The 13,908-nt window shown below is 73.8% G+C and carries 11 protein-coding genes; 9 read left to right on the top strand and 2 right to left on the bottom strand.

The window, feature by feature from the left end; translation table 11 throughout:
• Positions 1-143: 143 nt before the first annotated feature.
• From ACZ58X_RS13765 to ACZ58X_RS13745, 5 genes are all read left to right on the top strand, one after another.
• Positions 144-923 carry an ABC transporter ATP-binding protein gene (locus ACZ58X_RS13765; protein ID WP_380525890.1) on the top strand — a complete coding sequence of 260 codons (780 nt, stop codon included), beginning with the start codon at positions 144-146 and terminating at the stop codon, positions 921-923.
• Complete coding sequence (locus ACZ58X_RS13760; protein WP_470333846.1) at positions 920-3,784, top strand: FtsX-like permease family protein; 2,865 nt, start codon at positions 920-922, stop codon at positions 3,782-3,784. Before ACZ58X_RS13765 ends, ACZ58X_RS13760 begins: the two co-directional genes overlap by 4 nt.
• Before the next feature lie 198 nt (positions 3,785-3,982).
• Complete coding sequence (locus ACZ58X_RS13755) at positions 3,983-5,386, top strand: dipeptidase (RefSeq protein ID WP_470333845.1); 1,404 nt, start codon at positions 3,983-3,985, stop codon at positions 5,384-5,386.
• A 136-nt stretch (positions 5,387-5,522) separates the two neighbouring features.
• On the top strand, positions 5,523-6,464 hold the full coding sequence (nudC, locus tag ACZ58X_RS13750; protein WP_470333844.1) for an NAD(+) diphosphatase: 942 nt from the start codon (positions 5,523-5,525) through the stop codon (positions 6,462-6,464).
• 262 nt (positions 6,465-6,726) lie between these two features.
• Positions 6,727-7,566, top strand: a complete 840-nt coding sequence (locus ACZ58X_RS13745) for a GntR family transcriptional regulator (RefSeq protein WP_470333843.1) — start codon at positions 6,727-6,729, stop codon at positions 7,564-7,566.
• Positions 7,567-7,606: 40 nt separating this feature from the next.
• On the opposite strand, the gene ACZ58X_RS13740 is transcribed toward ACZ58X_RS13745, so the two are convergent.
• Positions 7,607-7,864 (bottom strand): mycoredoxin, encoded by a 258-nt coding sequence (locus tag ACZ58X_RS13740; protein ID WP_470333842.1) that lies wholly within the window; start codon positions 7,862-7,864, stop codon positions 7,607-7,609.
• Between the two features lie 163 nt (positions 7,865-8,027).
• Between ACZ58X_RS13740 and ACZ58X_RS13735 the strand changes: the two genes are divergently transcribed.
• The 4 genes from ACZ58X_RS13735 to ACZ58X_RS13720 all read left to right on the top strand — a co-directional run bounded on the left by ACZ58X_RS13735 (position 8,028) and on the right by ACZ58X_RS13720 (position 11,981).
• Complete coding sequence (locus ACZ58X_RS13735) at positions 8,028-10,295, top strand: ATP-dependent DNA helicase UvrD2 (protein WP_470333841.1); 2,268 nt, start codon at positions 8,028-8,030, stop codon at positions 10,293-10,295.
• A gap of 304 nt (positions 10,296-10,599) precedes the next feature.
• The gene (locus ACZ58X_RS13730; RefSeq protein WP_470333840.1) at positions 10,600-11,046 is read left to right on the top strand and encodes a hypothetical protein; all 447 of its coding nucleotides are present in this window, start codon (positions 10,600-10,602) and stop codon (positions 11,044-11,046) included.
• A 168-nt stretch (positions 11,047-11,214) separates the two neighbouring features.
• On the top strand, positions 11,215-11,583 hold the full coding sequence (locus tag ACZ58X_RS13725; RefSeq protein WP_375884869.1) for a WhiB family transcriptional regulator: 369 nt from the start codon (positions 11,215-11,217) through the stop codon (positions 11,581-11,583).
• On the top strand, positions 11,580-11,981 hold the full coding sequence (locus ACZ58X_RS13720; protein WP_470333839.1) for a hypothetical protein: 402 nt from the start codon (positions 11,580-11,582) through the stop codon (positions 11,979-11,981). Before ACZ58X_RS13725 ends, ACZ58X_RS13720 begins: the two co-directional genes overlap by 4 nt.
• 123 nt (positions 11,982-12,104) lie before the next feature.
• Here ACZ58X_RS13720 and ACZ58X_RS13715 read toward each other — a convergent pair whose 3' ends face one another.
• On the bottom strand, positions 12,105-13,550 hold the full coding sequence (locus ACZ58X_RS13715; protein ID WP_470333838.1) for an ABC1 kinase family protein: 1,446 nt from the start codon (positions 13,548-13,550) through the stop codon (positions 12,105-12,107).
• Between the last annotated feature and the right edge of the window lie 358 nt (positions 13,551-13,908).

Raw genomic sequence — 13,908 nt, 5'->3', positions numbered from 1 at the left:
GAGGCGCACCCGCGCCCATGCCTGAGGCGCATCCGCGCCCGAGCCGTACCCGCGCCCGAGCGGCGCCCGGCCACCCGAGAACCGGCCGGCGCCCCGGCGGCGCCCCACCCGTACCCAGCCGTACCCAGCACAAGGGGGGAACCGTGTCCCACACCCAACAGCCCCGGCCGACACCGGTGCTGCACCTGGAGAACGTCACCCGCGTCCACGGCCAGGGCGCCGCCGAGGTCCAGGCCCTGCGCGGCGTCGACCTCAAGGTCCACCCCGGCGAGTTCGTCGCCGTCATGGGCCCCTCCGGCTCCGGCAAGTCCACCCTGCTCACCCTGGCCGGCGGCCTCGACAGCCCGACCACCGGCCAGGTCCTGGTCGAGGGCGTCTCCCTCGGCGGGCTCACCCGCAAGAAGCTCGCCCAGGTCCGCCGCCGCTCCATCGGCTACGTCTTCCAGGACTACAACCTGATACCGGCCCTCACCGCCGCCGAGAACATCTCGCTGCCGCGCGAACTCGACGGCGTCTCCGCCCGCGCCGCCCGCCGCGAAGCCCTCGCCGCCCTGGAGGAACTCGGCATCCCCGAACTCGCCGACCGCTTCCCCGACGACATGTCCGGCGGCCAGCAGCAGCGCGTCGCCATCGCCCGCGCCCTGATCGGCGACCGCCGCCTCGTCCTCGCCGACGAACCCACCGGCGCCCTCGACTCCACCACCGGCGAAGCCGTCCTCGCCGTGCTGCGCGCCCGCTGCGACGCCGGCGCCGCCGCCATGATGGTCACCCACGAGGCCCGGCACGCCGCCTGGGCCGACCGCGTCGTGTTCCTGCGCGACGGCCGCATGGTCGACGAGTCCGTCAGCCAGGACGCCGCCAGCCTGCTCGTCAGCGCCGCCGCCAACAGCCAGGCCGCCGGCAGCAAGCAGGTGGACGAGTGAAGCCCAGCGCCTGGCGGCTCGCCCTGCGCATCGCCCGCCGCGACGCCCTGCGCGCCAAGGGCCGCAGCGCCCTGGTCGTCGCCATGGTCGCGCTGCCCGTCCTCGGCGTCACCGGCGCCGACGTGTTCTTCCGCAGCGCCACCCTCGAACCCGCCGAACGCGTCGTGCGCACCATGGGCCGCGCCGACGCCCACCTGGAGATGACCGACCGCGGCGCCTCCGTCCTGCAGGCCCCCGACCCGGGCGACCAGTCCTACCGCATCCTCAACCCCAAGTACGAGACCAAGGACGGCGCCGCCCCCCAGTACACCCCCGCCCAGCAGCGCTCCCGCGACACCGAACCCGCCCGGCTCGCCCAGCAGGTGCTGCCGCCCGGCAGCACCCTGGTGCCGCACGTCGAAGGCCCGCAGTCCGCCGCCAGCAGCACCGAGGGCCTGCTCACCACCCGCACCGGCGAGGCCGACCTGGCCGACCCGGTCTGGCACGGCCTGGTCGACGTGGTCGAGGGCAGCGCCCCCGTGAACGACCAACAGGCCGCCGTCACCCGCGAGTTCCTCAACCGCTCCGGCCTGCGGATCGGCGACCGCACCACCGTCCGCGGCCTGGAGTCCAGCCCGTTCACCATCACCGCCGTCGTCGAGTACCCCGGCGACCTCAAGAACACCGAGATCCTCGCCCGCCCCGGCACCCTGGTCGGCAAACTCCCGAACGCCAACCCGAACCAGGGCCCCGGCTCCAACCCAGCCGACCGCTGGCTGGTCAAGCTCCCGGCCGGCGCCGCCCTCGACTGGACGAAGGTCACCGAACTCAACGGCTACGGCTTCCTCGTGGCCTCCCGCACCGTCATGCTCGACCCGCCCCCGCGCGCCGACGTGCCCTACTACACCGAGCTGGACCGGATCCGCGGCGCCAGTGGCACCGCCCTGCTCGACCGCACCTCCGTCGTCATCCTCGGCACCGTCGTCGGCATGGCCCTGCTGGAGATCGTCCTCCTGGCGGGCCCCGCCTTCGCCGTCGGGGCCCGACGCTCGCGCCGGCAGCTCGGGCTGCTCGCCGCCGCGGGCGGTGACCGCGCCAACGTCCGCGCGGTCGTCCTCGGCGGCGGCATCGTCCTCGGCCTCACCGGCGCCGCCATCGGCCTCGGCCTCGGCATCGGCCTGGTCGCCCTGCTGCGCACCCAGGCCGAGGAGTACTCCGGCGCCCGCTTCGGCCACTTCAACCTCCAGCCGCTCGACCTGCTCGGCGTCCTCCTGGTCGGCCTGGTCACCGGACTGCTCGCCGCCATCGTGCCCGCCGTCCAGGCCTCCCGGCAGGACGTCGTCTCCGCGCTCACCGGCCGCGACTCGCTCAAGCCCCCCAGCCGCAAACTCGCCCTGCTCGGCCTGCTGATGCTCGCCGGCGGCGCCGCCCTCGCCCTGGTCGGCGCGACCAGCGGCTTCTCCAGCCGCACCCTCGCCGTCCTCGGCGGCTCGCTCATCGCCGAACTCGGCATGGTCGCCCTCACCCCGTACCTGGTCGGCCTGTTCGGCAAGCTCGGCCGCTGGCTCTCGCTCGGCCCCCGGCTCGCCCTGCGCGACTCGGTCCGCCACCGCGGCCGCACCGCACCCGCCGTCGCCGCCGTGATGGCCGCCGTCGCCGGCTCCGTCGCCGTCAACGTCTTCCTCGCCAGCTACGACGAGCAGTACCGCCGCGAGTACGCCGCCGCCGGCCCGGCCGGCGCCGTCATCCTCAACAGCGGCTACGGCAACACCACCGAGGCCAAGCTGCTGCCGCAGATGCGCGACACCGTGGAACGCTCCATCCCCGGCCTCGGCCCGCGCGCCGACGTCTCCCACGTCGACCTCAAGGGCGACTGCCAGTCCGGCTCCTACTGCGGCTACATCCAGGTCATGCCGCCCAAGGAGCGGCGCTGCCCGGTCTTCGACCGCGACAGCCCGGCCGGACCGGACGAGATCAAGCGGGTGATGAGCACCGACCCGCGCTGCCAGGTCCACGAACGCGGCGGCAGCCAGTACGGCGACCTCGCCGCCGGCGACGCCACCCTGCTGCGCAACCTCTACGGCGTCACCGACCCGGCGGCCGCCCAGGCCCTCGCCGCCGGCAAGGCCGTGGTCTTCGACCCGCGCTACTACAAGGACGGCAAGGTCGCCCTGCGGTACACCGAGCCGGTCGCCGCGGGCGCCGACGGCTCCACCCCCAAGCCCAAGGAGACCGAGACCGAGGTCGACGCCGTCCTCGCCCCCTCCGTGCTGCCGGCCCCCGGCCAGCTCGTCATCACCCCGGACACCGCCACCCGCCTCGGGTTCAGCACCAGGCCGGCCGGCTCGGTCTGGCTCCCCGCGGCCGCACCCTCCGACGGCGACCAGCAGAAGGCCGACGGCGCGCTCGCCAAGCTCACCGACCGCACCGTGCTCGACGTCGAACGCGGCTACCAGTCCAAGGCCGGACTCATCGGCCTCGGCCTGGCCGGCTTCGCCGCGCTCGTCGCCCTCGGCGCGGCCGGCATCGCCACCGGACTGGCCGCGGCCGACTCCCAGCGCGACCTGACCACCCTCGCGGCAGTCGGCGCCGAACCGCGCATCCGGCGCTCGCTGTCCGGCTTCCAGTGCGGAGTGATCGCTGCCATGGGCACCCTGCTCGGCGTCGTCAGCGGCGTGGTTCCGGCCGTCGCCCTGCGCAAGGTCCAGGGACTCGCGGCCAGTTACCCCGGCATCAGTCCGGAGGAGCTCGCCAACAAGGGGTCCGTGGTCTTCCCCTGGGCCACCATCGCCGCCACCGTCGTGGTGCTGCCGCTGCTCGCGGCCGGCCTGGCCGCACTGCTCACCCGCTCGCGGATCTCGCTGCTGCGCCGCACCGGCTGAGGCCGGCGCCCGGCCGGGGCCCGTTCCGGCCGGGGCCCGCGTGCCTGGTTGGCGCCCGTGCCCGGCTCCGGCCACCCCCGACCGTCACCCCCGTCCGCCCCTCCCGGCGGCGGGGGTGACGGAGGTTACAGGCCCGGCGGCGTCCGGCACCCGGAGGGCCGGGGCGGGCACCCGCACGGGCGAACTACAGTCGTCGGTATGACGAGTACCCCGGACAGCGCCGTCCGCTCCTACATCGACCAGCACCAGGCCGCCTTCCTCGCCGACCTCTCCGAGTGGCTGGCGATCCCCTCCGTCTCCGCCGACCCGGAGCGCGCCGGCGACGTGCGCCGCTCCGCGGACTGGCTGGCCGCCAAGCTGCGCGAGACCGGCTTCCCGGTGGCCGAGGTGTGGGAGACCGACGGGCTGCCCGCGGTGTTCGCCGAATGGCCGTCCGGGGACCCGTCCGCGCCGACCGTCCTGGTCTACGGACACCACGACGTGCAGCCCGCGGCGAAGGAGGACGGCTGGGACACCGAGCCGTTCGCCCCGACCGTGGTCGGCGGCCGGCTGTACGCGCGCGGCGCCGCCGACGACAAGGGCCAGGTGTTCTTCCACACCCTGGGCGTGCGCGCCCACCTGGCCGCCACCGGCCGCACCGCGCCGGCCGTCAACCTCAAGCTGCTGATCGAGGGCGAGGAGGAGTCCGGCTCGCCGCACTTCGCCGACCTGGTCCGGCGCGAGGCCGGGCGGCTGGCCTCCGACGTGGTGGTCATCTCCGACACCGGCATGTGGTCCGAGACCACCCCGACCGTCTGCACCGGCATGCGCGGCCTCGCCGACGCCCAGCTCGACCTGTACGGCCCGGACACCGACATCCACTCCGGCTCCTTCGGCGGCGCCGTGCCCAACCCGGCCCAGGTCGCGGCCGAGCTGGCCGCCGCCCTGTACGACGCCGACCGCCGGGTCGCGATCCCGGGCTTCTACGACGGGGTCGTCGAGCTGACCGAACGCGAGCGCGAGCTGTTTGCCGAGCTGCCCTTCGACGAGGCGCAGTGGCTGCGTGTCGCCAAGTCGTACGGCACCCGCGGCGAGGCCGGGTACTCCACCCTGGAGCGGGTCTGGGCCCGGCCCACCGCCGAGGTCAACGGCATCTGGGGCGGCTACACCGGCCCCGGCGGCAAGACCATCGTGCCGTCCTCGGCGCACCTCAAGCTGTCCTTCCGGCTGGTCGCCGGGCAGGAGGTGGAGAAGGTCCGCGAGGCCGTCCGCTCCTGGGTCGCCGAGCAGGTCCCCGAGGGCGTCCGGTACGAGCTGGTCTTCCCCGGCGCGACCCGGCCCTGCCTGACCCCGCTGGACCACCCGGCGCTGCAGTCCACCGTCCGCGCGATGGGCCGTGCCTTCGGGCAGAAGATCCTCTTCACCCGCGAGGGCGGCTCCGGCCCCGCCGCCGACCTCCAGGACGTGCTGGGCGCGCCGGTGCTGTTCCTCGGCATCTCGGTGCCCTCGGACGGCTGGCACTCGGTCAACGAGAAGGTCGAGCTGGACCTGCTGGCCAAGGGCGTCGAGACCGCCGCCTACCTGTGGGGCGACCTGGCCGAGAACTTCCGGCCCGGCGCGTGAGCGAGCGGGCCCACCGCCGAGGCACGCGCGTCGGGCGCGTGAGCGGGCCCACCGTCGACGGGCGCGCGAGCCGCTCCGAGCGGCACGGCAGTCAGATCACTCATCCGGATGATTCACCACGTGGGGATGGAACGACGTGAGCACCGAGCCTGAGACCGAGCGCGCGCGAGCCCTGGCCCTGGCCAGGGCCGGGGTGGAGCGGGCCGCCGAGCACCGGTTCGACGAACCCTGGCTGGCCGCGGCCTGGAGCCACCCCGCCACCCGGGTGCTGCCGATCGCCGGCGGCGAGGCCTTCGTCGTGGACACCGCCGAGGGCACCGAACTCGTGCTGCTGCCCTCCTTCGAGGCGCCGCAGACCGGGGACCGCTACTTCCTCGGCACCGACCAGGACGGCGTCTCGTACTTCGCGCTGGCCGGCGAGAGCCTGCCCGGCCGGCTGGACGGCGACGCCCGCCCCGCCGGGCTGCGCGAGGTCGGCGCGATGCTGTCCGACCGGGACGCCGGGCTGCTGGTGCACGCCGTCGCCCTGGAGCACTGGCACCGGCTGCACAGCTTCTGCTCGCGCTGCGGCCACCCCACCGAGAAGGCGGGCGCCGGGCACGTGCGGCGCTGCACCTCCTGCGCGGCCGAGCACTACCCGCGCACCGACCCGGCGGTGATCATGGTGATCACCGACGAGCAGGACCGCTGCCTGCTCGGCCGCCAGGCGCTGTGGCCGGAGGGCCGCTGGTCCACGCTGGCCGGCTTCGTCGAGCCGGGGGAGTCGATCGAGCAGGCGGTCGCCCGCGAGGTGCACGAGGAGGCGGGGGTGCGGGTCGGCGAGGTCCGCTACGTCGCCAGCCAGCCCTGGCCGTTCCCGTCCAGCCTGATGCTCGGCTTCACCGGCAAGGCGCTGCCCGGCGGCACCGAGATCACCGTGGACGGCGAGGAACTGGCCGAGGCGCGCTGGTTCTCCCGCGAGGAACTGCGGGCCGGGATGGAGGCCGGGGAGATCCTGCCGCCCTCCGGCATCTCGATCGCCCGCCACCTGGTCGAGCTCTGGTACGGCGAGCCGCTGCCCTCGGCGGCGCGCTGGTAGTTCCGTCGTCCGGTCGTCCGGTCGTCCGGTCATCCGGTACGGATTTCCGGGACGCCCGGAGAGGAGGGGGCGCGCGGCTCTGGTCGCGCGCCCCCTATTTCCTTTCCGAGCTCTTCCCGAAGCCGCCACGAGCGTCTGTTCGTAACCGGACGGGCCAGTTCTGCTACCGCAGGACACTCCGGAGCCCCCACCGTCGACCCGCCCGGACGACATTGCCGGAAACGGCTGAAACCGCCTCACCGCGCTCGCTACATTCACTCGGGTGACAATCCCCCGGGGCACCGCCCAATCCCCCAAATACCAGCGCCTCGCCGCCGACCTGCGCCGCCGGATCGCCGAAGGCGAGTTCACCGCCGACGCCGCCCTCCCCGTCGAGAGCGAACTGGAACGCCAGTACGGCGTCGCCCGCAACACCGTCCGCCTCGCCGTCGACGTCCTCGTCAACGAAGGCCGACTGGTCCGCCTCCAGGGCAAGGGCACCTACCTGCGCGAACACCCCGTGCTCGACCACCGCGCCTACGGACCCACCCTCGCCCCCACACCGCGCGACTGCCTCGCCGCCCCCTCCACCGTCTACCTCGGCGAAGCCGCCGAAGCCGGGCGCGAACTCAGCACCGACTTCGAGATGATGATCGTCCGGGCCCGCGTCGACATCGCCGAACGCCTCGGACTGCGCCCCGGCGAGGCCATCGTCGTCCGCCGCCAGCTGCGCCTGCTCGACCGCGAGCCGTACTCCATCGAGGAGAGCCACTACCGGGCCGGACTCGCCGCCGGCACCCCGCTGATGGAACCCGACCCCGTCGAAGGCGGCGACGAAGCCGTCCTCGCCACCCTCGGCCGCACCGAGATCGGCGCCGTCGACCACCTCGTCGCCCGGATGCCCGGCCCCGAGGAGGCCCAGTGGTTCCAGGGCGGCCCCGGCGTCCCGCTGATGGTCCAGACCCGCGTCACCTACGACCGGCGCGGCCCCGTCCGGGTCATCGAGACCCGCTACTCCGCCGACCGCAGCCGACTCGTCTACGGCATCGGCGACCTCGGCGCCCGCACCAGCCTGCCCGCCCCCGCCGCCCCCGTCGACCCCGCCCGGGCCGACGCGCAGTGACGCGCGCCGACCCCGGGGGGCCGGGGCGGACCGTGGTGGATCAGGCCGCGAGGGCCTTCTTGACCTGGATCAGGCTCGGGTTCGTCATCACGACCTGCTCCCCGCCGCCCACCGGCTGGACCAGCACCGTCGGCACCGTCTGGTTGCCGCCGTTCACCGACTCGACGAACTCCGCCGACGCCGGGTCCTCCTCGATGTTGATCTCGGTGTAGCCGATGCCCTCGCGGTCCAGCTGGCTCTTGAGCCGGTTGCAGTAACCACACCAGGTCGTGCTGTACATCGTCACGGTGCCGGACATCGAGGGGGCTCCTTCGAGAGAGGGGTTCGTACGTTCTGACAGCCGCAACGTCCACCGGGTGGCAGTCATTCCGGCCCCAGGACGCACGGAGCGGAGCGATCATCCTGCGATCGCACCGGGCCTGTGGACAACCCCGCCCCCGTTGTCCCAGCGGGCTGAGAGGATGGAACGCATGCAGGAAGACCTCTTGAGCGGCAGCCCCCACGACGGCCCCCACGGCTCCCCCTGGGCCGACCCCGGCACCGCCACGGGCCCCGACGCCGTCCTCGCCGGGCTCGACCCCGAACAGCGCGCCGTCGCCACCGCCCTGCACGGCCCCGTCTGCGTCCTCGCCGGCGCCGGCACCGGCAAGACCCGCGCCATCACCCACCGCATCGCCTACGGCGTGCGCAGCGGCGTCTACCAGCCCCAGCAGGTCCTCGCCGTCACCTTCACCGCCCGCGCCGCCGGCGAGATGCGCGGCCGCCTGCGCCAGCTCGGCGCCGACGGCGTCCAGGCCCGCACCTTCCACGCGGCCGCCCTGCGCCAGCTCCAGTACTTCTGGCCCCGCGCCATCGGCGGCCCGGTGCCCCAACTCCTCGAACGCAAGGTCCAGCTCGTCGCCGAGGCCGCCGGCCGCTGCGGACTGCGCGTCCAGCGCACCGAACTGCGCGACCTCACCGCCGAGATCGAATGGGCCAAGGTCACCCAGACCGCCCCCGAGGACTACCCCGCCGCCGTCGCCAAGTCCGGCCGCGAAGCCCCCCGCGACCCGGCCGAGACCGCCCAGGTCTACCGCGTCTACGAGGAGACCAAGACCCGCCGCGGCAGCATCGACTTCGAGGACGTCCTGCTGCTCACCGCCGCCATCCTGGAGGACCGGCCCGACATCGCCGACCAGGTCCGCAGCCAGTACCGGCACTTCACCGTCGACGAGTACCAGGACGTCTCCCCGCTCCAGCAGCGCCTGCTCGACCGGTGGACCGGCGACGGCGGCGGCGCCAGCCTGTGCGTCGTCGGCGACGCCAGCCAGACCATCTACTCCTTCACCGGCGCCACCCCCGACTACCTGCTCAACTTCCGCGGCCGCCACCCCGAGGCCACCGTCGTCAAACTCGTCCGCGACTACCGCTCCACCCCCCAGGTCGTCCACCTCGCCAACGGACTGCTCTCCCAGGCCCGCGGCGAGGCCGCCCGCCACCGCCTCGAACTCGTCTCCCAGCGCGAGGCCGGCCCCGAACCCGTCTACACCGAGTACGAGGACGAACCCACCGAGGCCGAGACCACCGCCCGCCGGATCAAGGACCTCATCGCCGCCGGCGTGCGCGCCAGCGAGATCGCCGTCCTGTTCCGCACCAACGGCCAGTCCGAGGTCTACGAACAGGCCCTCGCCGACCTCGGCGTCCCCTACCAGCTCAAGGGCGCCGAACGCTTCTTCGAACGCCCCGAGGTCCGCGACGCCGGCGTCCTGCTGCGCGGCGCCGCCCGCGCCGCCGCCGACCCCCTCACCGCCGGCGCCCCCGACCTGGCCGGCCAGGTCCGCGCCGTCCTCGCCAGCCGCGGCTTCACCCCCGAACCGCCCGCCGGCTCCGGCGCCGTCCGCGACCGCTGGGAATCCCTCGCCGCCCTCGTCCGGCTCGCCGAGGAGTTCGAGCGCACCCGCACCGCCGAAGGCCTGGACACCGACCTCGCCGCCTACGTCGCCGAACTCGACGCCCGCGCCGCCGCCCAGCACGCCCCCGCCGTCGAAGGCGTCACCCTCGCCTCCCTGCACGCCGCCAAGGGCCTCGAATGGGACGCCGTCTACCTCGTCGGCCTCACCGAGGGCACCCTGCCGATCATCTACGCCAAGACCGACGAACAGATCGAGGAGGAACGCCGCCTCCTCTACGTCGGCGTCACCCGCGCCCGCAAGCACCTCAGCCTCTCCTGGGCCCTCTCCCGCTCCCCGGGCGGCCGCGCCTCCCGCAAGCCCAGCCGCTTCATGGACGGGCTGCGCCCCGGCTCCAGCGCCCCGGGCGCACGCGGCGGCGCGCGCGGCGGGCGGGGGAGCGTCGAGGCCGGCGAGCGCTCCGCCGCCCGGCGGGTCCGCGGCCCGGTCACGTGCCGGGTCTGCGACAAGGCGCTCACCGACGCCGTCGAACGCAAGCTGCGCCGCTGCGAGGACTGCCCGTCCACGATGGACGAGGCGCTCTACGAACGCCTGCGCGATTGGCGGGCCGCGCAGGCCAAGGGGCAGGGCGTCCCGGCGTACGTGGTGTTCACCGACGCGACACTGATGGCGATCGCCGAGGACGTGCCCGCGAACCGGCAGGAACTGGCCCTGATCTCGGGGGTCGGCGCCATGAAGCTGGACAAGTACGGGGCCGCCGTGCTCTCGTTGTGCGCGGGGGAGGAGCCCGAGGAGGATCCGGACGGCGTCGAGGACGACGGTCCGGTCGATCCGGCGTGAGCCGGCACGGGCGCGGTCCAGGGGACTGCTCGGGGGACTTCGCAACCGCCGCGGAACGTCGCGCGGACCGCGCCGTCGATGGCGTCGCGTGAACTCGCGTGAAAAATAGTTTGCGCGGCATACCGGGAGCGCAATAGCCTGCCGGAGCGGTCAAGGGGACGCGGTCGCACGGGGTGAAACCTGTGCCGTTTCCCCACGCCACACAGCTTCACCAGCTTCACCGAGACAGACATCCGAACATTCGGAGCCAGGGAAACCAGGCTCCGCGAGACGCCGAGAGGAGGCGAAGACAGTGGGAAACATCATGATCACCAAAATGACTGGCCAGACCGTTGTCGCTGCCTCCCTGCGTGCCGCCCGTCTGCGGGCGCTCGCCGAGCTCGGTGGAACCGGTCTGGGTCTCGACACCACCGGTGTCTCCGTCGCCTCCGCTGTCAGTGGTCTTGGACACACTGATCTGTGCCTCACGGGCGGCAGGAGTGTCGAAGGCACCCTCGTCGAGACCGGTCTGTCCCGTGGCTGGGCGCAGGTCGGCACGTCGCGCCCCGAGTGCGACGAGCGACCGCTCCAGGCACCGAAGGCAGTAGTCATCGCCGCCATGCATGGCGACTATGCGCAGGTCATCGGTGCCGGAAACGCCCAGAAGCAGAACGAGCAGCAGATCAACCAGGCCAAGGCCGCCTTTATCGGCGCCGAGGCCATCCGGATGCGGGCCTTCCGCGGGCCTGAACCCTGGAGAGAACGAACCTGAGCCAGCCTCAGGTCGGCACCTCCAGGGCCGCGGAACCCGTCACACCGGGATCCGCGGCCCTTCTGTTTTGTCCGGTACGCAAGACCCCCCAGGCCCCCCGGGGCCTCCGGCCCAGCACCACCAGTCCACTGGGCCGGAACCACTGAGAAGACGAGGAAGACGCCCACAGTGTCCACGGTCATCACGCCGCCCATCCCGTCCGTACCGCCGACAAGCCAGATCACCAAGGCCGACCAGGCCGACCCTCCGGAGGTTCCGTTCATGCAGCTCAACTCGATCGAGCAGGCCGAGGCGCTCGGTTTCCCCATCCCCTGCCGCGCCTTCGACCCCGAGGTCTTCTTCGCCGAGACGCCCGCCGACGTCGAGTACGCGAAGTCCCTCTGCGGCACCTGCCCGGTGAAGGAGGCCTGCCTCGCGGGCGCCCTGGAGCGGCGCGAGCCGTGGGGCGTCTGGGGTGGCGAGCTGTTCGTCCAGGGTGTCGTCGTGGCCCGCAAGCGGCCGCGTGGGCGTCCGCGCAAGACCGAGGTCATGGCGTGAACCCCGCCCACGACGCCAGGGCAATCCGCCGGGGAGAGCAGCCCCCGCTGGACAGCGCCCTGCGGCGATCCGTACGCATCGCCGCCGCCAAGGCCGACGCAGCAGCCCGCACCGTCCCATTCCCGAGCACGCACCACGAGCAGGACCACCACATGACCCCCGCCGCCATCGATCCGACCGTCCGCGCAGAGCAGACCACCGAACTTCAGATCCAGAACAGGACCCTCGAAATGCAACTCCTGCATGAATCCCTGGCCCGTGCCCATATGCAAGACAGGCTCCACGAGGCCGAGGAACAACGCCTCGTCAGCCGGGTCGTCCGGGCCCGCAAGCTCCGGCAGCGGGCCGAGCGGGCCTCGCTGCGCGCCCGCAAGGCGCTCGCCGTCGCGCTGATGTAGCGCCGGCACCGGCGGTTCGCCGCCGATCCGACCGACCCCCGTCGTGCCGCAGGCCGCCCCCCGTTCGCGGGGAGCGGCCTGCGGCCGTTGTGCTGTTCGCGGCGCCGCCCGCGGGCGGCCGACTCAGCCGCGAGCGGGCTTGGTGGGCTTCGCGGCCTTCGCGGCCTGGGTGGGCTTGGCGGACGTGGTGCGCTTCGCGGGCTCGGCCGGGCCGCCTCGCCCGGCCGGCTTCGCGGGGCGCTCACCGGAGAACTCGGGCAGCCACTCCAGCATCTCGGCGCGGAACGGTGCCTTCGCGCCCAACTGGCACAGCACCCCGATGGTGCTCAGCGTCACCCGGTGGATCAGCAGGTACGAGGGCGGCAGATTCAGCTGCTTGCCCAGGTTGTAGGCGGGCGAACGCGGATCGGCGATCCGGGCCGCCTGGGCCCGCATCCAGGCCCGGGTGAAGTGGAAGCCGTCCACCGCCGCCGGCTCGATGATCGGCAGCAGGTAGTCCAGCACCGCATCCGGGTCCAGCTCGATCGAGGGCTTCACGAAGCCCTCCTCGCGCAGCATCGTGAGCACGCCCGCCGCGTCGCCGGCCAGGGCCATCCGCAGCGAGGCCCCGATCGGCGCGGGCAGCCCGCCCGGCAGCCGATCCACGGTGCCGAAGTCCAGCACGCCCAGCCGCCAGCCCCCGACCGGGCCGTCGTCCTTCAACAGCCGGAAGTTTCCCGGATGCGGGTCCGCGTGCAGCAGCCCCGTCCGCGACGGGCCCGCGAACAGGAACCGGGCCAGCAGCTGCCCGGCGCGGTCGCGCTCCTCCTGGGTGCCGTTCGCGATCACCTCGGACAGCGGGGTGCCGTCCATCCACTCGGTGACCAGCACCTGGTCGGCCTGCGCCACCACGACCGGCACCACGATGTCCGGGTCCCCCGCGAACTCCTCGGCGTGCCGGCGCTGGGCCTGGGCCTCCAGCTCGTAGTCCAGCTCCTCCGAGACGCGCTCCCGCAGCTCGGTGATCAGCGGCTTGATGTCCAGCCCGGGGATCAGCGGGCCGAGCAGCCAGGCCACCCGGGACAGCTGGGAGAGATCGGCGAGCAGGGCGTCGCCCGCCCCCGGGTACTGCACCTTGACGGCGACCCGTCTGCCGTCGTGCCAGACCGCGCGGTGCACCTGGCCGATCGAGGCGGCCGCCGCCGGACGGTCGTCGAACTCCAGGAACAGCTCCCGCCAGCCCTCCCCGAGCCGCTCGGCCAGCGCGGTGTGCACCTTGGCGGCGGGCATCGGCGGAGCGGCGTCCTGCAGCTTGGTGAGCGCCGCCCGGTACGGACCGGCGACCTCCTCGGGCAGCGCGGCCTCGAAGACGGACAGCACCTGCCCGAACTTCATCGCCCCGCCCTTGAGCTCGCCCAGCACCTTGAACAGCTGGTCGGCGGTGGCCTGCTGGAGCTCGGCCGTCACCACCTCGGCGGACCGGCCGCCGATGCGCCTGCCCAGTCCGAGCGTGGCGCGACCGGCTATGCCCAACGGCAGGGCGGCGAGCCGTGCCGTTCGGGTCACTGCCTTGCGCGGAAGATCGCTCACCCGGGCCTCCATTCCCCTGGCCCCCCGACGCCGGACGGCCCACCATCACATACGCCATTGTGCCCGGTTCGCGGGCCTGGCCCGGTGGTATTTCGTGGGGGGCTTTCGGGGCTTCGCTCCGTCGACACTCCGGGGGCCCGCCCCTCCCCCCCCCGCCCCCCACCCTCCTCCTCCCACCTCACCCGCCGCCTGCCCACCCACCCACACCTCGCGCTCGCCCCGTCCCTCGGACCAGCGGCTCCCGCTCTCTTCCGGCCCGGGGGGGGGGGGAGGGGGGGGGGGGGGGGAGGGGGAGGGGGGGTGGGTGGGTGGGGGGGGGGGGGGGGCGGGTGTCGAGAGGCGGCGGGTGTGGAGAGGA

It is taken from the genome of Kitasatospora sp. NPDC040550 (assembly GCF_055594965.1).
Note: the sequence above shows the minus strand (reverse complement) of the source record. Positions and strands in the feature narration are given on the sequence as shown.

Excerpts from the sequence above, each read along its gene's own strand:
- ACZ58X_RS13755 (WP_470333845.1), top strand. The coding sequence starts at position 3,983 with ATGACGAGTACCCCGGACAGCGCCGTCCGCTCCTACATCGACCAGCAC.
- ACZ58X_RS13740 (WP_470333842.1), bottom strand. The coding sequence starts at position 7,864 with ATGTCCGGCACCGTGACGATGTACAGCACGACCTGGTGTGGTTACTGC.
- ACZ58X_RS13735 (WP_470333841.1), top strand. The coding sequence starts at position 8,028 with ATGGAACGCATGCAGGAAGACCTCTTGAGCGGCAGCCCCCACGACGGC.
- ACZ58X_RS13730 (WP_470333840.1), top strand. The coding sequence starts at position 10,600 with ATGATCACCAAAATGACTGGCCAGACCGTTGTCGCTGCCTCCCTGCGT.